General features: G+C 73.7%; 17 protein-coding genes. 11 read left to right on the plus strand and 6 right to left on the minus strand.

The annotated features are described in order from the left end of the window. Positions 1–350, minus strand: a 350-nt coding sequence (locus ABZ914_RS16445) for a response regulator (protein ID WP_500193723.1), incomplete at its 3' end; no start/stop codon positions are given. A 196-nt stretch (positions 351–546) separates the two neighbouring features. On the opposite strand from ABZ914_RS16445, the gene ABZ914_RS16450 reads away from it, so the two are divergent. Together ABZ914_RS16450 and ABZ914_RS16455 are read left to right on the plus strand one after the other, a co-directional pair. Then, positions 547–1,557 carry an Acg family FMN-binding oxidoreductase gene (locus ABZ914_RS16450; RefSeq protein WP_500193724.1) on the plus strand — a complete coding sequence of 337 codons (1,011 nt, stop codon included), beginning with the start codon at positions 547–549 and terminating at the stop codon, positions 1,555–1,557. A 135-nt stretch (positions 1,558–1,692) separates the two neighbouring features. Next, positions 1,693–3,411 (plus strand): sensor histidine kinase, encoded by a 1,719-nt coding sequence (locus ABZ914_RS16455; protein ID WP_500193725.1) that lies wholly within the window; start codon positions 1,693–1,695, stop codon positions 3,409–3,411. Positions 3,412–3,493: 82 nt separating this feature from the next. Here the strand turns inward: ABZ914_RS16455 and ABZ914_RS16460 are convergent, their stop codons facing one another. Genes ABZ914_RS16460 through ABZ914_RS16470 form a run of 3 tightly spaced genes read right to left on the minus strand, consistent with a single transcriptional unit; the run spans position 3,494 to position 6,149 of the window. Continuing rightward, on the minus strand, positions 3,494–4,990 hold the full coding sequence (locus ABZ914_RS16460) for a bifunctional aminoglycoside phosphotransferase/ATP-binding protein (protein ID WP_500193726.1): 1,497 nt from the start codon (positions 4,988–4,990) through the stop codon (positions 3,494–3,496). A gap of 6 nt (positions 4,991–4,996) precedes the next feature. Then, on the minus strand, positions 4,997–5,677 hold the full coding sequence (locus ABZ914_RS16465; RefSeq protein ID WP_500193727.1) for a CBS domain-containing protein: 681 nt from the start codon (positions 5,675–5,677) through the stop codon (positions 4,997–4,999). 28 nt (positions 5,678–5,705) lie between these two features. After that, positions 5,706–6,149, minus strand: coding sequence for a universal stress protein (locus ABZ914_RS16470; protein WP_433135745.1), 444 nt, complete (start codon positions 6,147–6,149; stop codon positions 5,706–5,708). A gap of 319 nt (positions 6,150–6,468) precedes the next feature. On the opposite strand from ABZ914_RS16470, the gene ABZ914_RS16475 reads away from it, so the two are divergent. Next, a complete protein-coding gene (locus ABZ914_RS16475; protein ID WP_500193728.1) occupies positions 6,469–7,329 on the plus strand; it encodes a universal stress protein in 861 nt (286 codons plus the stop codon). 104 nt (positions 7,330–7,433) lie between these two features. Continuing rightward, entirely contained in the window at positions 7,434–8,081 is a 648-nt protein-coding gene (locus tag ABZ914_RS16480; protein WP_500193729.1) for a CBS domain-containing protein, read from the plus strand. Between the two features lie 3 nt (positions 8,082–8,084). Here ABZ914_RS16480 and ABZ914_RS16485 read toward each other — a convergent pair whose 3' ends face one another. Continuing rightward, positions 8,085–8,537, minus strand: coding sequence for a pyridoxamine 5'-phosphate oxidase family protein (locus ABZ914_RS16485; protein WP_500193730.1), 453 nt, complete (start codon positions 8,535–8,537; stop codon positions 8,085–8,087). Positions 8,538–8,788: 251 nt separating this feature from the next. Here ABZ914_RS16485 and ABZ914_RS16490 point away from each other — a divergent pair, with 251 nt between their 5' ends. Together ABZ914_RS16490 and ABZ914_RS16495 are read left to right on the plus strand one after the other, a co-directional pair. Next, positions 8,789–11,431, plus strand: coding sequence for a bifunctional acetate--CoA ligase family protein/GNAT family N-acetyltransferase (locus ABZ914_RS16490; RefSeq protein ID WP_500193731.1), 2,643 nt, complete (start codon positions 8,789–8,791; stop codon positions 11,429–11,431). Between the two features lie 138 nt (positions 11,432–11,569). Further along, positions 11,570–14,257, plus strand: coding sequence for a cation-translocating P-type ATPase (locus ABZ914_RS16495; protein ID WP_500193732.1), 2,688 nt, complete (start codon positions 11,570–11,572; stop codon positions 14,255–14,257). Positions 14,258–14,374: 117 nt separating this feature from the next. On the opposite strand, the gene ABZ914_RS16500 is transcribed toward ABZ914_RS16495, so the two are convergent. Then, positions 14,375–14,740: an STAS domain-containing protein gene (locus tag ABZ914_RS16500; RefSeq protein WP_500193733.1), complete on the minus strand. Its 366-nt coding sequence runs from the start codon at positions 14,738–14,740 to the stop codon at positions 14,375–14,377. A gap of 211 nt (positions 14,741–14,951) precedes the next feature. Here ABZ914_RS16500 and ABZ914_RS16505 point away from each other — a divergent pair, with 211 nt between their 5' ends. The 5 genes from ABZ914_RS16505 (at position 14,952) to ABZ914_RS16525 (ending at position 17,454) form a co-directional block, all read left to right on the plus strand. Further along, entirely contained in the window at positions 14,952–15,131 is a 180-nt protein-coding gene (locus tag ABZ914_RS16505; RefSeq protein ID WP_500193734.1) for a DUF1918 domain-containing protein, read from the plus strand. Positions 15,132–15,172: 41 nt separating this feature from the next. Then, complete coding sequence (locus tag ABZ914_RS16510) at positions 15,173–16,036, plus strand: universal stress protein (RefSeq protein ID WP_500193735.1); 864 nt, start codon at positions 15,173–15,175, stop codon at positions 16,034–16,036. A gap of 122 nt (positions 16,037–16,158) precedes the next feature. After that, the gene (locus ABZ914_RS16515) at positions 16,159–16,572 is read left to right on the plus strand and encodes an OsmC family protein (RefSeq protein ID WP_433135736.1); all 414 of its coding nucleotides are present in this window, start codon (positions 16,159–16,161) and stop codon (positions 16,570–16,572) included. Between the two features lie 33 nt (positions 16,573–16,605). Further along, positions 16,606–17,094 (plus strand): cyclic nucleotide-binding domain-containing protein, encoded by a 489-nt coding sequence (locus ABZ914_RS16520; protein WP_500193736.1) that lies wholly within the window; start codon positions 16,606–16,608, stop codon positions 17,092–17,094. Between the two features lie 108 nt (positions 17,095–17,202). Continuing rightward, on the plus strand, positions 17,203–17,454 hold the full coding sequence (locus tag ABZ914_RS16525) for a DUF1876 domain-containing protein (protein WP_190855486.1): 252 nt from the start codon (positions 17,203–17,205) through the stop codon (positions 17,452–17,454). The last annotated feature ends 13 nt before the right edge of the window (positions 17,455–17,467 follow it).

Raw genomic sequence — 17,467 nt, forward strand, 5'->3', positions numbered from 1 at the left:
TTGAGGACGTAGCCGGCGGCGCCGGCCATGACGGCGTCGAACAGGGCGTCCTCGTCGTCGAAGGAGGTGAGCATGAGGCAGGCGAGTTCGGGCATCTGGGAGCGGATGTCGCGGCAGACGCTGACGCCGTCGCCGTCGGGGAGGCGGACGTCCAGGACGGCGACGTGGGGTCGGGCGGCGGGGATGCGGGCCAGGGCGTGTTCGGCGGTCGCGGCCTCGCCGACGATCTCGATGTCGTCCTCGGCGGACAGCAGGGCGGCGACCCCGCGGCGGACGACCTCGTGATCGTCCAGCAGGAACACCCGGATCGTCCTCGTGCCCCGCGCGTTCTGGTCGTCCGACCCCGTCATAGTGATCGTTCCCCCCGGACGGCTGGTGGTGTCACGGACGTACCCCCCATATGTCCGGCCTCACGGCGCGTCGAAGGCTCCCCGGTCGGCGCGGTGTCGGCCGCGTCGGCACGGCGCCGGCCGCGATGGACTTTCGGCCCTGTCACAGGTCAGGGCCCGGATGATGCGCTGGAAGGGAGGAGAGAAGGAGCGACAGATGCGGACCAGGAGCGAAGTGCCCGCGGGCGTCGGCGACGTCATCCGCGGTGCGGTCGAGGACGCGATCCGGGCACCGTCGGTGCACAACACCCAGCCGTGGGTGTTCGGCGTGCGCGGATCCCGGATCAGCCTACGCGCCGACCCGGACCGCCGCCTCGACGTGGCCGACCCGCAGGGCCGGGAGATGCTGATCAGCTGCGGCGCGGCCCTGTACAACCTGCGGCTGTCACTGCGGAAGCGCGGGTTCGAGCCGGTCGTGCGACCGCAGCCGGACGCGGACCGTCCGAATCTGCTGGCCGACGTCGAGGTGGAACGCGGTTACGCGGCGGTCTCTGAGGAGGTCGAGGGCGAGTACGCGCAGATCGAGCGGCGGCACAGCCACCGCGGCGGGTTCCGGCCGGAGCCGGTGCCGTCCGGTGTGGTCACGGCCCTCCTGCGCGCGGCCGAGCAGGAGGGGGCGCGGGTGGTCCAGGCCGTCGACGCCCACGTGCTGGGGGCGCTGGCCGCGCTGACCGACGCGGCCGAGCACGTCCAGCGCCGCACGCCCGCCTACTCGACCGAGATGGCCCGCTGGGCGCCGTCGCCCGCCACGGCGCGCAAGGACGGCGTCCAGGAGATCTCCTACCCCGTGCGGACGCCTCGGACGGAACCGCACTTCCCGCCGCGGGACTTCGCCCGCGGTCAGGGGTGGGGCGTCGAGCCCGCCGATGACGACGGCACCGCACTCGCGGGGATCGTCCTTCTGCTCGTGACGGACGAGGACACCCCGGCGGCGTGGCTGCGGGCCGGTCAGGCGCTCGAGCGGCTGCTGCTGTGCGCGGCCGAGCACGATCTGTCGGCCGCCTATCACACGCAGGCATTGCAGGTCCCCGAGCTGCGGGCTTTCATCCGCACGCACTTCTGCGGCGACGCCCATCCGCAGATGCTCCTGCGGCTGGGCGTGCCCGTGGGGGAGGAGCTGGCGACCGTGCGGCGCCCGGTCGAGGACGTGATGGTCGAGGAGCCGTGATCCCGCTCGCCGCCCGCGCATGAAGTGAACGGCTGGTCACGGGCGCATTACCCTGCGTGTACGTGCCGCTGTCGCGTCACGGCCGGCCGTCCCCTCACCTGGGTTCGCGGTCGCCGATCGGTGATACTGGAAGACGTGACCGCAGAGCCGGGGCCGGGCGGGGACAAGGCACGGCTGATCCTCCCCCAGCTGCAGCTGGACGACCTCCTGGCCGAACTCCAGACGCGGCTGGACGCCGCGCGGTCGACCCGTGACCGGGTGCACGCGCTGCTGGAGGCCGTGGTCTCGATCGGCGGCGAGCTGGACCTGGAGACGGTGCTCCGGCGGATCATCGAGGCCGCGACGACGCTGGTCGACGCGCGCTACGGCGCGCTGGGAGTCATCGGCGAGGAGGGGGAGCGGCTCGTCCAGTTCATCACCGTCGGGGTCACCGAGGACGAGATCGCGGCGATCGGCCACTGGCCGCACGGCCACGGCATCCTGGGCCTGCTGATCAAGGACCCGCGGCCGCTGCGGCTGGCGGACCTGTCCGAGCACGCCGAGTCGTACGGTTTCCCGGCGGACCATCCGCCGATGCGCACGTTCCTGGGCGTCCCGATCCGGGTCAGGGACGAGGTCTTCGGCAACCTCTACCTGACGGAGAAGGCAGGCGGCGGCGTCTTCGAGGAGGAGGACGAGGTCGTCGTCACGGCCCTGGCGACGGCGGCCGGCGTCGCGATCGAGAACGCCCGCCTCTACCAGGAGACCCGGCGGCGCGAGCGCTGGCTGGAGGCCTCCGCGGAGGTCTCCACGACACTGCTGTCAGGTACGGACACCCACCAGGTCACCTCCCTGGTCGCCGCGCGGGCCCGGCAGGTCTCCGACGCGGGGCTGGCCACCGTGTCGCTGATCGACGAGGCGAGCGGGGAGTTCACGGTGGAGGCCGCCGACGGTGCCGACGCGGGCCGGGTCCGCGGGATCCGGCTGCCCAAGGGGCACTCGATCGCCGGGAGGGTGTTCGAGGAGGGGGCGTCGCTGCGCCTGGCCGACGGGGCGGGGGCGGTCCGCGAGGCCGGCACCCCGGTCGACCTGGAGATCGGCCCGCTGCTGGTGGTGCCGCTGGGCGCCGGGTCGTCCGCCCGCGGTGTCCTGACGGTCATCAACGCGCCCGGCGAGCCTCCTTTCTCCGAGGGGACGCAGCGGTTGCTGGAGGCGTTCGCGGGACAGGCGGCGGTGGCGCTGGAGCTGGCCGAGCGGCGGCGGGACGCCGAGCGCCTGACGCTGCTGGAGGACCGGGACCGGATCGCCAAGGACCTGCACGACACCGTCATCCAGCGGCTGTTCGCCACCGCGATGACGCTGATGGCCGCGATCAAGATCACCCAGAAGCGGGAGGTCGCGGTCCGGGTCCAGCGGGCCGTGGACGATCTCGACGACACCATCCGCCAGATCCGCTCGTCGATCTTCGCGCTGCAGGCGTCGGGGGACGAGGAGTCCCTGCGCAGCCGCGTCCACGCCCTCGTCGACAGCGCCGCCGAGCAGCTGGGGTTCTCCCCGTCCGTCCGGCTCGACGGCCTGCTCGACACCGCCGTCGACGACGAGACCGGCGAGCAGCTGCTCGCGGTCGTGCGCGAGGCTCTGTCGAACGTGGCGCGGCACGCGCGGGCCGGCGAGGCCGTCGTCGCCATCGACGTCGGCGACGACCTGACGCTGCGCGTGGAGGACGACGGTGTCGGCATCCCCGAGGGCGGCCGCCGCAGCGGTCTGCGCAACATGACCGACCGCGCCGAGGCGTGCGGGGGTTCCTGCACCACCCGGCGGCGGCCCGGCGGCGGCACGATCCTGGCCTGGCGCGTCCCGCTCAAGGACGGCTGACCGTTCACCGGCCCGATGCGGTGCGGATCCATCCCGGGTAAGCGCTCGTTGTAGCGGCTCGATCCGGCCTCCGGTCGGCGGCTCAGCCGGGGGAGAGGAACGGGCGGCGGGGCCACACGAGCTCGGCGCCGTGGGGACGGACGATCGGGAGTGCCTGTTCGAGGGCCGCGGGCACGGTGCCGCTCGTGTCGATCGTGGTGGCCTCGGGCCAGGGCGAGGCATGGGCGGTCATGGCGAGCGCGACGTCGCCGTCCGCGTCGGAGATGCCGTGCGTCCGCTGCCGGATGCGTTCGGCGGCCAGGGCCTCGGGCGCGTCGCAGCGGAGGGCGACGAGGTCGGCGTGCTCGCGGCGCGCGACGGCGGCGATGAGGTCCCGTTCGGCCTTGTCGGTCCAGGAGGCGTCGAGGATGACCGTTTCGCCCAGCCGGAGCAGCCGTGCGGCGCGTTCGGCGAGTTCGCGGTAGGTGCGCCGGCTCCATTCGGGCGTGTAGATGCCGGTGCCGTAGGGGGTGGCGGCCGGCGTCTCGGGAGAGATCCCGGCCAGCTCCTTGCGGACGCGGTCGCTGCTGAGGAGGGTGCAGCCGAGCCGGTCGGCGAGGGCACCGGCCAGGGAGGTCTTCCCGGTTCCGGGCAGCCCGCCGACGAGGACCAGGTCGACCTTTCCGGCGCGCAGGTGGCGGAGGGCGAGGTCGGCGTATCCGCGGGCCTCGGCGGCCGCGTGGTCATCGCCCTGGGCGTGGCGCAGGCAGGCGACCTTGGCGCGGACGAAGGCGCGGTAGGCGACGTAGTGGTGGCGCAGCGAGGGCGGGGCGGGGTCGGCGGCGAACTCGGTGTACCAGCCGATGAACCGTTCGGCGAGGTCCGGCGCACCGAGACGTTCGAGGTCCATCGCGAGGAAGGACGCGTCGTCGAGGCCGTCCAGCCAGCGCAGGCGCTCGTCGAACTCCAGGCAGTCCAGGATGCGCGGGCCGTCGTCGAGGCAGAAGACGTCGGTGGCCAGCAGGTCTCCGTGGCCGTCCACGACGCGCCCCTCGGCGATGCGGGCGTTGAAGAGCGGCTCGCGGCCGGCGAGGAACGCGGTGGCGAGCCGCTCGATCTCGGTCGCGGCCGGGTCGGCGACGGCGCGGCCCGGGAGGGCTCGGACCTGCTGGAAGCCGTCGTTCCAGCGGGATCTCACGGCGTCGCGAGTCTCCTGCGCGGAGATCTGCGGGCCGCGCGGCGCTTCGGCGTGCCACGCGGCCAGGACGCGGGCGGTGTCGCGCAGCGCGTCCTCGACGGGCTCGTGCGCCTTGACGAGGGTGGACAGGCGCCGGTCGGCGGGCATCCGCCGCATGGCGACCAGGTGATCGCGGACGTCGCCGTCGGGGCCGTGGACGTCGCAGACGCCGAGGTAGACGTCGGGCGCGAACCGCCGGTTGAGCCGGATCTCCTCGTGGCAGGCGTGCTCGCGCCGCTCCCGGGTGCTGAAGTCGAGGAAGCCGAGGTCGAGCGGCTTCTTCAGCTTGTAGGCACGGTCTCCGACGAAGAAGACGACGCCGCTGTGGGTCTCGCTCACGGCCGCGCTCACCTGGTCGGGCATCGCGTCTCACGCTCTCGGATAGGCGGTCGGGCGGGTGTCGTCGCGCTCGTAGGCGAGGTCGCCGACGACGTCCACGACGCCTTCGGTCGCGGCGGTCATCCGCACCACGATGGGGATGAGGCTCTTCAGCTCCATGCGCCCGGAGAGCCGGACGACGCCTTCGCGGACTTCGACGTGGACCTCCGACGGGTCCTGCCAGAGCCGGGACACCAGCACGTCGTAGACGATCTCGTCGCGGATCTCGTCGTCGCTGCGGTGGAACACGGTCAGCAGGTCGCGCCGGGAGACGATGCCGCACAGGGTTCCGCTCTCGTCGACGACGGGCGCGGCCCTGAAGCCGTGTGAGGCCAGCAGCCGCGCGGCCTGGGCGACGGTGGCGTCCGGCCTCACCGTGACGGCGGGCGCGCTCATCAGGCCGCGGGCGTCGACGGCGCGGGCCTTGGCGAGGGCGTGGTGCCGGTGGCGGCCCCGCAGCGGGCGCTCGCCGGCGTCGTCGGGCTTGAACTCCTCCTTGCGGAGCAGGTCGGCTTCCGTGACGATGCCGACGACGCGCCGGTCGTCGTCGACGATGGGAACGCCGCTGATGCGGTGCTCGGCCAGCGCGTCGGCGATCTCGGCGAACGTGGTGTCCTCGACGGCCGTCACCACCTCGGCGGTCATGACGTCCTTGACCGTCCGGCGTTTCATTGCCGCCTCCAGATGGGGTGCCGGGGATTCACGGGACTTCGTGGGAGGCGGGGGTCTGGTCGGCGCAGATCACGACGGGGCAGCGTGCCAGTTCGCGGGCGACGGGGACGGTGTCGCCGCCGAAGGGGTTGCCGTGTTCGGAGTTGACGCGCGCGCCGATGACCAGGAGTTCGGCGTGGTCGGCGGCTTTGGCCAGTGCCTCGCCGGGCCTGCCGTGGGTGATCTTGAGGCGGGTGGTGAGGTGCTGGGTGTGCGGGATGGTGTGGGCGACCAGGTCGCGTAGGCGCAGCCATTCCTTCGCGGTGCGCAGGGGACGGGGCGTGGCGCTGGTGTCGTTGTTCACCACGCGGACGACGTCCAGGCGGGCGTGCCGCTCCAGGGCTTCCCGGGCGGCGCGGTGGAGCGCGGCCAGGGAGTTGGGGGATCCGTCCACGCCGACGACGACGGAGCGGTGTTGGGGCATGATCTGCATTGACGACCTCCCTTGGTCGTTTCCAGCGTCGCAACCGGCCGGCCGGGAGATCAGTGCCGAGCGTCCCCCGCGGCCGGGACCTTCGGCCCGCTCCTGGCGGCGCATGAGGCGGTCCCGGTGCTCGCTTCCGTACCGCCGCCCGGTCCGCACGACGGCCGGGACGGTGTAGCCGCGTAAAAGACCTCCCCGCTGAAACGGGCGCCGAAAACGTGCCGGTCGAAGGCCCCGGCTCCCAGGCCACGGCGAGGCTTTCCAGGCCGGGGTACGAGCGGGCCCTTCGGCCCTGTGCATCGTGCCTGCGCAGGTGGTGAGGTGGTTGATGGGGGTGAACGCGATGGGCGTACCGATCGTGATCGGCACCGATGGTTCCGATGAGGCGGCGCGTGCCCTCGACTGGGCCGCCGCCGAAGCCGTCTTGCGTGAACGTCCCCTGCACATCGTCCACGCCATCGAGAGCCGGCCGAACACGACGGCCCTTTTCGCCCGGCCCGGCACCGCCGAGCCCACCACCCGCGTGGGCCGAAGGGTCCTGGCGGCCGCCGGTGAACGCGTCCGGGAGCGATGGCCGGACCTGGAGACGACGACCGTTCTGGTGACCGGGGAGACCTGGCAGGCGCTGGGAGCGGAGTCGGAGAACGCGTTCGAGCTGGTCCTGGGAAGTCGTGGCCTGGGCGATTTCGCCGCCCTGCGACTGGGTAGTACAAGCCTGCGCATGGCCGAGCGCTCCACCGTGCCGGTGGTGATCGTGCGCGGGGACGCCGCCGAGGGCGGCGAGGTCCTCGTGGGCATCGACCCGGTACGGGAAGCCGGCACGATCCTCGACTACGCCTTCGACGCCGCCGCGCTCCACGGTGCCCGGCTCCGCGTCGTCCACGCGTGGCAGAGCCTCGCGACCTTCCTCGACGCCGGTTACGCCGACGTCGAGCAGATCGAGGCGGACCTGAGGAGAGCGGTCATCGCCGCTTGCCGGCCACTGCGAGGGAGATACCCGGCAGTCGACGTCGTCGACGAGATCGTTCTGGAGCATCCGGTGACCGCATTGTCCAGGGCCTCGCGCGAGGCCCGCCTTCTGGTGGTCGGTGCCCGCGACTGGCACTGGACCTCGCCCCAGCTCGGTTCCGTCAGCCACGGGGTCTCGCACCACGCGCGGTGCCCGGTGGCGGTCGTCCCCTCCCGCTGATCACGGCCCCGCGTTCTGCCCGACCGCATGCTCACGGCCTCGCGCGCGGCTGACACCTTGGAAGGGAGCCCTGCCAGATGAAGCGACCGACAGTGGGGACGGTCATGACATCCGATGTCGTGACGGTGTCTCCCGACGATGGGTTCAGGGACGTGATCGCCGCTCTCGCCGATCGCGAGATCAGCGGGGCGCCCGTCGTGGACGGGGAGGGGCGCCTCGTCGGCGTCGTCACCGAGGCGGACCTGCTCCGCAAGGCGGCGGCCGGCCGAGAGGGGCCGGGGCGGAAGCGACGCCTTGAGCGGCAAGGGGCCGGCGCCACCACGGCCGGGGAGGCCATGAGCTCGCCGCCGGTCACCACGACCGCGGACGCCCCGGTCGCCGAAGCAGCGCGATCCATGGGCCGCCACGGCTTCAAGCGGCTCCCGGTCGTGGACCCCGACGGCCGGCCGGTCGGCATCGTCAGCCGTGCCGACCTGCTGAGCGTCTTCCTGAGGACGGACGCGGAGATCCACGACGAGGTGATCCACGAGATCGTCATCCAGAGCCTCTGGCTCGACCCCGCCGAGGTGGAGGTCGACGTGCGCGACGGCGTGGTGGCCCTGCGAGGCCGGGTGCCCGTGGCGAGCCTCGTCCCGATCGCCGAACGCCTGACGGCCTCCGTCGACGGCGTCGTCAAGGTGATCAACGGGCTCGACTACGACGAGGACGACGGCGCGCGCTCGCACCGGCGCCGCGCGGGCCGGCGGCTCTAGGGATCAGCCCGGTTCGTCGCCGGGGTCGATGTGCTCGGTCGTGACGCCGCCGGGATGCAGGGGGATGCGGCGTCCGGTGATCTTCTCGGGGGTGAGCCGGACGAAGAACGGCTTGGGGGAGGGCACCCAGGGGGCGAGCGGCAGCGATGTCAGCCGCTCGGTCTCGGCCGGGTCGGTGACGACCTCGGCGGGGCCGGTGACGATGACGCTCCACGCGGTCCGCAGTGCCGGTTCGAGGTCGTCGGCCTCGAAGGTCAGGGGGCGTCCCGCCTGGACCGCGTCCATCTTGGCGCCGGGCGCCGTGGCGAACACCAGCGCGGTGCCGTCCATGACGAAGTTCACCGGCAGGACGGAGGCGGTGCCGTCGTCCCCGGCCCACGCGATCCGGCCGACCGCGACGCCGCGCAGCAACGTCAGGCAGGTGTCGGTGTCGAGAGTCTGGAGTCCGGTGGTCATGGCGCCTCGATTCTGGTGCCCGCGCTGCCCGCGGGCAGGGCGGGCGCGTCGGCGTGATGGTGCTGGCAGGACGGGCGTACCCCCGCCGTACCGCGTCATCAGCCGATCATCCGCGACCCCGTTGAGTCGCCGGGCTTCGGTCCCGGGCGCACCGGACCAAGGTCCCGGCCGCCGTCACGAGGGCCGAAGGTCCCGGGGCGCGGTGACGTTCGGGCGCTGACCCGGGGACCCGTCCGCCGGAGGCTGGGCCCATGAGGGCACGAACGTCCACCGGGCACGTCTACGCGCTGCTGACCGACGGTACGCAGGTCGAGATCAGACCGCTCGCCGGAGCCGATCGCGAGGCGGTGTGCGCGCTGCACCGCGACCTCAGCGACGAGAGCCTCTACCTGCGCTTCTTCGGGTTGAACAGGGCGATGGCCGACCGGATCGCCGACCAGGTCTGCCGCCCGGACGGTCCGGGCCACGGGGCGCTGGGCGCCTGGCTCCGCGGCGAGCTCATCGGCATCGCGGAGTACGAGCCGTCCGACGCGCCCGGCGAGGCCGAGGTCGCGATGGCGGTCGCCGACAGGATGCACCACCGCGGTGTCGGCACCCTGCTGCTGGAGCACCTGGGGTCGCTGGCCCGGGCGAACGGGATCATGGCGTTCCGGGCCGACACCCTGGCCGAGAACGCCCCGATGCTGCGGGTCTTCGCCGATGCCGGCATGCCCGCCAGGCGCCGCGCGTCGTCGGGCGTCGTCGAGGTCACGATGCCGCTGGTGTCCGATGAGCACTACCTGGACGTGGTGGCCGAGCGCGAGCGGAGCGCCGACGTCGCCAGCCTGATGCCGCTGTTCAGGCCCCGCGCGGTCGCGGTCGTCGGCGCGAGCCGGCGGGCGGGCACGGTGGGCGCGTCCGTCCTGCGCAACATCGCGGCGGGGGGCTACCCGGGACGGCTCTACGCGGTCAATCCGCACGCCGCCGGCACCGAGCTGCACGGAGCGCCGTGCGCGGCCGCGGTGTCCGGCCTGCCCGAGCCCGTCGATCTCGCGATCATCACCGTCCCGGCCGACGCGGTGACCGGCGCGGCGGCCGAATGCGGGGCGTCCGGCATCCCGGCCATCGTCGTGATCACGTCCGGGCTCACCGCCGACCAGGGGGCCGAGCTGCTGGCGGCGTGCCGGGAGCACGGGATCCGGCTGGTCGGCCCCAACTGCCTCGGAGTGGCCGACACCGGCACCGGGCTGGACGCGACGTTCGCGGCCCGCCGCCCCGCCGCCGGGGTCGCCGGGGTGGCGGTGCAGTCGGGCGGCGTCGGCATCGCGCTGATCGACCACCTGTCCCGCCTCGGCATCGGCGTGTCGTCGTTCGCCTCCCTCGGCGACAAGTACGACGTCAGCGCCAACGACCTGCTCATGTGGTGGGAGTCGGAGCGGACCACGCGGCTGGGCCTGCTGCACGTCGAGTCGTTCGGGAGCCCGCGCAAGTTCGCCCGCACGGCGCGCCGGGTGGCGTCCCGCATGCCGCTGCTCACGGTCCTCGCGGGGCGTTCCGGCCCGGGCACGAAGGCGGCGGCGTCGCACACGGCCGCCGCCGCCACGCCGGAGGCCACCCGACGGGCCCTGTTCGAGCAGGCGGGCATCGTCGCGACCGACGACCTCGGCGAGCTGGTGGACGCCGCCGCGCTGCTGGCGAGCCAGGCGCCGCCGGCCGGGCCGCGCGTTGCGGTGGTGTCCAACGCCGGGGGCGCCGGCGTTCTGGCCGCGGACGCCTGCGTCGACGCCGGCCTCACCATCCCGGCCCTGGAAGCGGCGACGCGCAGTCGGCTGACCGCGGCGCTGCCCGCGTGCTCCTCGGTCGCCGATCCCGTCGACACGACCGCGGCCGTTTCCGCCGAGACCTTCGAACACGCGATCCGGCTGGTCGCGGGCGACCCGTCGGTGGACGCGGTGCTCGCGGTCGTGGCGCCCACCGCCCTGGCGGACCTGACGGGCGCGCTCGACGGCTGCGCCAAGCCGGTGGCCGCCGTGGTCCTGGGGCAGGCGGAGACCGTGCTGATCTCCGATCAGGGCGTTCCCTGCTACGCCTACCCGGAGAGCGCCGCTCGCGCGCTGGCGCACGGCTGGTCCTACGCGCGGCGGCGCGACGAGGCCCCCGGCCTGCCGCCTGAGCTGCCGGGGCTGCGTGCGGGCGAGGCCGCAAGGCTCATCGGCGGCTTCCTGGCGGACGCGCCGGAGGGCGGCTGGCTGCCGCCCGTCCAGGCTTTCGAACTGCTGGAGCTCTACGGGCTGCCCCTCGCGCCGTGGCGCTGGGTGCGCGGCGAGCAGGAGGCGATCGCCGCGGCGGACGAACTCGGTGGTCCCGTGGTGCTGAAGGGCGATGCCGAGGGCGTCCTGCACAAGACCGCGGCCGGGGCGCTGCAGCTCGACCTGCGCGGGACCAAGGACGTCCGCAACGCGTACCGGTGGCTGGCCGACCGGTTCGGTGACCGGCTCCGGGGCGTGATCGTGCAGCGGATGGCCGCCGAGGGCGTCGAGGTCCTGTGCGGCGCCGTCCAGGACGACGTCTTCGGCCCGGTCGTGATCTTCGGGGCCGGCGGCGTCGACACCGAGGCCCTCGCCGACCGCACCGCGCGGCTCGCGCCCCTCACCGAACGGGAGGCCGGGGAGATGGCCCGCGAGCCGCGGGTGGCCGCGGTCCTCGCCGGTCATCCCGCCCGCCCCGCCGGTGATCTCCCGGCGCTGCGGGACGCGCTGCTCCGGCTCTCCCGGCTCGTGGCCGACCATCCGGAGATCGCCGAACTGGACCTCAACCCGACGATCGTCCGGCCGGACGGCGCCGTGGCCGTCGATGCGCGCATCCGCTTGGCCCCGAACCGCGTCTGGGATCCGTACCTCCGCCGCCTCCGCTGATCCCGGCGCCCGCCGGGGGCGGTCTGCGCGGGAGTTACCCCGGTTTCGGCGGGGGTACGGCCTGAAGGACCTTCGGCCCGCCGCGCGCCCGGCGTTCGGCCCTGACCCGCTGATCACAGGGTGGCGAGCATGAGATCCATGGGACATCATTCCGTCGCGCGCCCCGAGCCGAAGCCGGACGCGGCGGCCGCGACGAACCCGGAGGAGCCGCTGCCGCTGCTCCGCAAGGAGCTCGGGACGGGGGACCGCGGGCTGTCGGCGCGCGAGGCGGCGCGGCGGCTCGCGGTGTACGGACCCAACCAGGTGCGCCGGCACGAGAAGACCTCGTTCGTCCGGCTGCTCGCGGGCCAGCTGGCGCATCCGCTGGCGCTGCTGCTGTGGGGCGCCGGCGCGCTGGCCTTCATCGCCGGGACGCAGGTGCTGGGATGGGCGATCCTCGCGGTGATCCTGGTGAACGCGGCGTTCGCGCTCTTGCAAGAGCACCAGGCCGAACGGGCCGTCGAGGCGCTGGCCGCCTACCTGCCCGAACGGGCCCACGCCGTCCGGGACGGGCGGTGGCAGGCCGTCGACGTCGCCGACCTCGTCCCCGGCGACCTCGTGGTGCTCGAAGAGGGCGACAAGGTCCCCGCCGACGCCCGGCTCACCGACGGCGCCCTGGAACTGGACATGTCCATGCTCACCGGGGAGTCGGCCCCCGTCGAGCGCGTCGCGGCCCCCGGACGGGAGGGGATCGCGCTCCTGCGCGAGCCGAACCTCGTCTTCAGCGGGACGACCTGCACCGGGGGAGAGGCGCGGGCGATCGTGTTCGCCACCGGCGGGCACACCGAGCTCGGCCGCATCGTGGCGCTCAGCCAGCGCGCCCCGCGCCAGGACAGCCCCCTGGAGAGCCAGGTGAAGAAGGTCGCCTGGCTGATCGCGGGCGTCGCCGTCGGGATGGGCGCCGTCTTCCTGCTGATCGGGGCGCTGGTCGGCCTGCCGCTGCGGGACGCGCTCGTGTTCGCCATCGGGCTGCTGGTCGCCAACGTCCCCGAGGGGCTGCTGCCCACCATCACGCTGGCCCTGGCGGTCGGCGTCCGGGTCCTGGCCAGGCAGGGCGCGGTGGTCAAGCGCCTCAGCGCCGTCGAGACCCTCGGGTCGACGAACGTGATCTGCACCGACAAGACCGGCACGCTCACCCAGAACCGGATGCGGCTGCACACCTACTGGACCCCGGACGCCGGAACGGTCACGGCGTCGCAGGACCGCCTGCCGCCGCCCGACCTGGCACGGGCGATCACCGACTGCACGGCGGTCTCCTGCGCCGAGGACGGCGCGCTGCAGGGGGACCCGACGGAGATCGCCCTCGTCGAGGGCGCCGGCCCGGACGCGCCGCGGCGGCTCGCCGACCGGGACTCCCACCGCCGCGCGATCTTCCGCTTCGACGCCCGGCTGCGGCTGATGTCCACGGTCGCGCAGCGGGACGGCCGGCTTCTCGTCTCCGTCAAGGGCGCCCCGGAGTCGGTGCTCCGCCGCGCCGACCTCGCCGATGACCAGCGGACCCGGGTGCTCGCCGCCGTCGACGAGCTCGCGCAGAAGGGCCTGCGGGTCCTCGCGGTGGCGGCCCGCGAGCTGCCCTCCGAGGGGCAAGTGCCGGGAAAGCGGGAGGACGCCGAGAAGGATCTGCGGCTGATCGGGCTGGTGGGCTTGTACGACCCGCCGCGCCCCCAGGTCGCCGCCGCGGTCCGCCGCTGCCACGACGCGGGCCTGCGCGTCCACATCGTCACCGGCGACAACGGGACCACGGCGGCGGCCGTCGCCCGCGAGGTCGGCATCGGCGTCCCCGAACTGCGCGTGGTCGCCGAGTCCGAGGAGGTGCACGACCACGAGCTGGACGAGCTGCTCACCGGCCCCGCCGAGATCGTCTTCGCCCGCTCCTCGCCGGAGACCAAGCTCAAGGTCGCCGACGCCCTGCGCGCCCACGGGCAGATCGTCGCGATGACCGGGGACGGCGCCAACGACGCCCCGGCCCTGCACCAGGCCCATATCGGCGTCGCCATGGGACGGTCCGGCACCGACGTCGCCCGCGAGGCGTCGACCATGGTGCTGACCGACGACAACTTCGCCACCATCGTGACGGCGATCGAGTCCGGGCGCCGCGTCTACGACAACGTCCGCAAGTTCATCCAGTACATCTTCGCCCACGCCGTCCCCGAGGTCGTGCCGTTCCTGGTCTTCGCGCTCAGCGGCGGTCTCGTGCCGCTGCCGCTCACCGTCCTGCAGATCCTCGCGATCGACCTCGGCACCGACACCGTCCCCGCCCAGGCCCTCGGCCGCGAACCCGCCGAGCCCGGGATCATGAACCGCCCTCCGCGAGCGGCGTCCCAGCGCGTCATCTCGCGCGGCATGCTGGTCCGCGCCTGGGGCTACCTCGGGCTCGTGTCGGCGACCCTGGTCATGGGGATCTTCTTCTACGTCCTGCTGAAGGCCGGCTGGCACCCGGGCGACGCGACCGGGAAGGGCGCGCCGCTGCACCACGTCTACCTGACGGCGACCACCGCCACCTTCGCCGGCCTGGTCGCCTGCCAGGTCGGCGCCGCGGTGGCCGTCCGCACCGATCACGCCTCGCTGCGCCAGGTCGGTTTCACCTCGAACCCGCTGCTGCTCGCCGGGATCGGCTTCGAACTGCTCTTCGCCGCTGTGCTGATCTACGTGCCGCCCGTGCAGCACGTCTTCGGTACCGCCGGACTGCCACCGGACGTCCTCGGCATCATCGCCGCGTTCCCCTTCATCGTCTGGGGCACCGACGAGCTGCGCCGCTGGCACCGCCGCCGCACCGCGTCCGGCTGAGCGGTGCGCCGTTCGCGTGGGAGCCGGAGGGGCGCTGACCCGGACACCTCACCCTGCTCGTCGAGCGCCGTCGTCCGCCCGTAGCGCTTGGTGAGCCACGGGTCTCGATCACCGTCGTCATGCCGGGTGCCCGCCTTCGGCCCGCTCGCCCACGGGAAAGCGCCGGTCGAGGCCGGTCGCCCGCAGGATCCTGCGCAGCAGCGGCCGGGCGTTGGTCAGCGTCAGGCCGCCGCCCCGCCGCACGGCGATCTCGTCGACGGCGACCAGCGCCCCCAGTCCGCTGGCGTCGCAGAACACCAGGTCGCGGACGTCGATCTCGACCCGCGGTGAGCCGTTCTCGATGATCTCGGTGAGCAGCTCCTCCAGGCGCGCGGCGGTGAGGATGTCGAGCTCTCCGGCCACGACGACGCGCGGGGGCGCCCCGGGCCGGACCGTGGTTCGCAGCTGCGCGGACGGCGTGGGCCGTCCGGACGTCGTGTTCATCGGAATCGTCTCCTGTCCCGCTCGCCGCGCGGCTTTCCCAAGCCTCCGGCGAGGGACGGAGCCGGCTCCAGGGACCAAAGTCCCGTGCGTGTCCGTGGAAGTCCGGGATGTCGGGCGTCGCAGGGCCCCCTTCACCCGATAGGGGCGGAGCCCAGGGGACGTAGGCGCCGGTGAAGCCGGGACCTTCGGCCCCTGCACGCGGGAACCGCCCGTGACCACGCTGGAGGTGACGGCGGGGGAGCCGACCCGCAGGGCGCTGATCCTCGACGTGCACGGCCGTGACGGCGAGCCGCCCTACGTCGTCCAGTGGGACGACGGTCACGAGAGCACGTACTTCCCCGCCTCGGACGCCGTGATCGAACAGCACGCGCCGAGCGGGTCGCACGGCTGACGAACGCCGCCGGGGGTAGTGAGGTCCGAGGGGGTGAGCGCATGAACGGGATCGTCGTCGGGGTCGACGGATCCAAGCAGAGCCTGCTCGCCGTGGACTGGGCGGCGGACGAAGCGGTCCGCCGGAACGCCCCGCTGCGGATCCTGTACGTCATCACGCCCTGGCTGTTCGACGTGCCCGTCGACCCCCGGGCGGGGGCGATGCGGGCATGGCTGCTGCACGGCGGTGAGGACATCGTCGGATACGCGGTCGACCGGGCGGGTGAACGGGCCCCCGCCTTGAACGTCACGGGGGAGCAGGTCGGCGGGCAGGCCGCCGAACTGCTCGTCGACAGGGCCGAGAACGCGCTGATGCTCGTGGTCGGGTGCCGCGGCCGGGGCGGTGTCGGAGGGCCGATCCTGGGGTCGGTGGCGGTCCAGGTCGCCTCCCACGCGCGCTGCCCGGCGGTCGTCGTCCGTGACGGGCCGTCCGGCGACCACGGCGAGGTCGCGCTCGGCGTGGACGGTTCGCCGGCCTCCACGGAAGCGGTCGGATTCGCCTTCGCGGAGGCATCCGTGCGAAGGGCCCGGTTGCACGCGGTGCTGGCCTGGCCCCATCCGATCTCCACGGGCCCCGGAGACATGCAGCCCCTGGTCTACGACCCGGAGCTGGTCACGGAGGGGGAGGAGCGGGTCCTCAGCGAGTGCCTGTCCGGATGGCGCGCGAAGTTCCCCGACGTCGAGGTCGTCCCCGAGGTCGTCCACGGCCGCGCCGCGCCCGCGCTGGTACGCGCCTCCGAGCAGGCGGACCTGCTCGTCGTGGGTTCGAGAGGGCGCGGCGGCTTCGTCGGGCTGCTGCTCGGATCCGTCGGCCACGCGATGCTGCACCGCTCCCGCTGCCCCGTCGCCGTGGTCGCCCCGGCCTGACCGCCGAGACGGGTCCTCCAGCCCTGCCGGGCGGGACCTTCGGCACTCATGCGCGGTGCCACCGCAGGTGAGGCTGTAGGTGAGGGGCAAACGACGAAACGAATGAGGGAGGCGACCCTCCGATGCAGGAGATCAAGGTCGTCCACCGTGAGAACGACGCCTTCACCGTGTTCATCCGGGACCACGTGATCGGCGTGGACCAGCCGTACACCTCGGGCGGCATGGACGAGGGCCCGACGCCGGTCGAACTGTTCGTGGCGGCCCTGGCGGCGTGCGCGGCGCACTACGCCCGCCGCTACCTCGCGGGACGCGCGCTACCGGCCACCGGACTGGAGATCACCGCCGACTTCGCGATGAACCCGGGCGTCCCCGCGCGCGTCGCGCGGGTCCGCCTCCATCTGCGTCCCCCGGTCGACCTCCCGGCTGCGGCGCTGAGGGGCCTGGAGGCCGCAGTGGCGAGCTGCACCGTGCAGAACTCGATGCTCGACCCGCCGCGGGTCGAGCTGGAGGTGCTCGGCGCCGTCCCCGCCGTCTGAGCAGGCGAATCGCGGCGGCTGGGGGGGAGCATCATGGCCTTGGCGACGGCGGAACTGGCGCGGGAGCCCTTCCTGAGCGGCATGCGCGGTGCCGATCTCGGCAGGCTGGCGACCGCCGCCCGGCTCACCGGGTTCCCGGCGGGCCGGCGCCTGGCGACCGAGCCCGAACCCGCGGAGCGGTTCTGGATCATCCGCGACGGGACGATCGACCTCGACTCGCGGCTTCCCGGAGGCGGCTCGGTTCCCGTCGACACGCTGGGTCCCGGCGCGGTCGTCGGATGGTCGTGGATGTTCCCGCCGTACCGGTGGCGGTTCGGAGCGGTGGCGAGCACGCCCGTCGAAGCCGTCGAGTTCGACGGCCGGCTGGTCCGGGTCCTGTGCGCCGTCGATCCGTCGCTCGGCTACGAGCTGACCCGCCGCTTCGCGGAGGTCATGGCCGATCGGCTCCAGACGGCACGCACCCGCCTCCTGGCCCCCTCGCCCGGCACCGGGCGGGCTGAGGGCCGAAGCATGCGGTCCTGACGGGCGACGGGTCGTTGGTCGTCCCGGGGAGGGACGTTCGCCCCTGGGCCGGCCGGCGGGTCGCCGCCGAGCATGGAAGTGGAGGCCACCCAGGTGAGGAGGTTGACCATGGAGACCAAGGAGTGGAGCGTGGAGCTCTACATCAGCGAGGACGCCACCGACACCGACGTGCGCGCGGTGCTTTTCACCGGCCGTGAGCAGAAGACCACCGGGCACGGGCACGCCCGCCGCAACCCGGCCGACCGCCGGATCCCGGAGATCGGCGACGAGCTGGCCGTCAGCCGGGCGCTGGCGGACCTCGCCGACCGGCTGCACGGACTCGCGAGCGAGGACATCGCCGAGCTCGCGGGGCCCGTGTGAGAAGCGAGGTCAC

Origin of the sequence: Spirillospora sp. NPDC046719 (assembly GCF_040645715.1) — a bacterium.
Classification (GTDB): Bacteria; Actinomycetota; Actinomycetes; order Streptosporangiales; family Streptosporangiaceae; genus Spirillospora.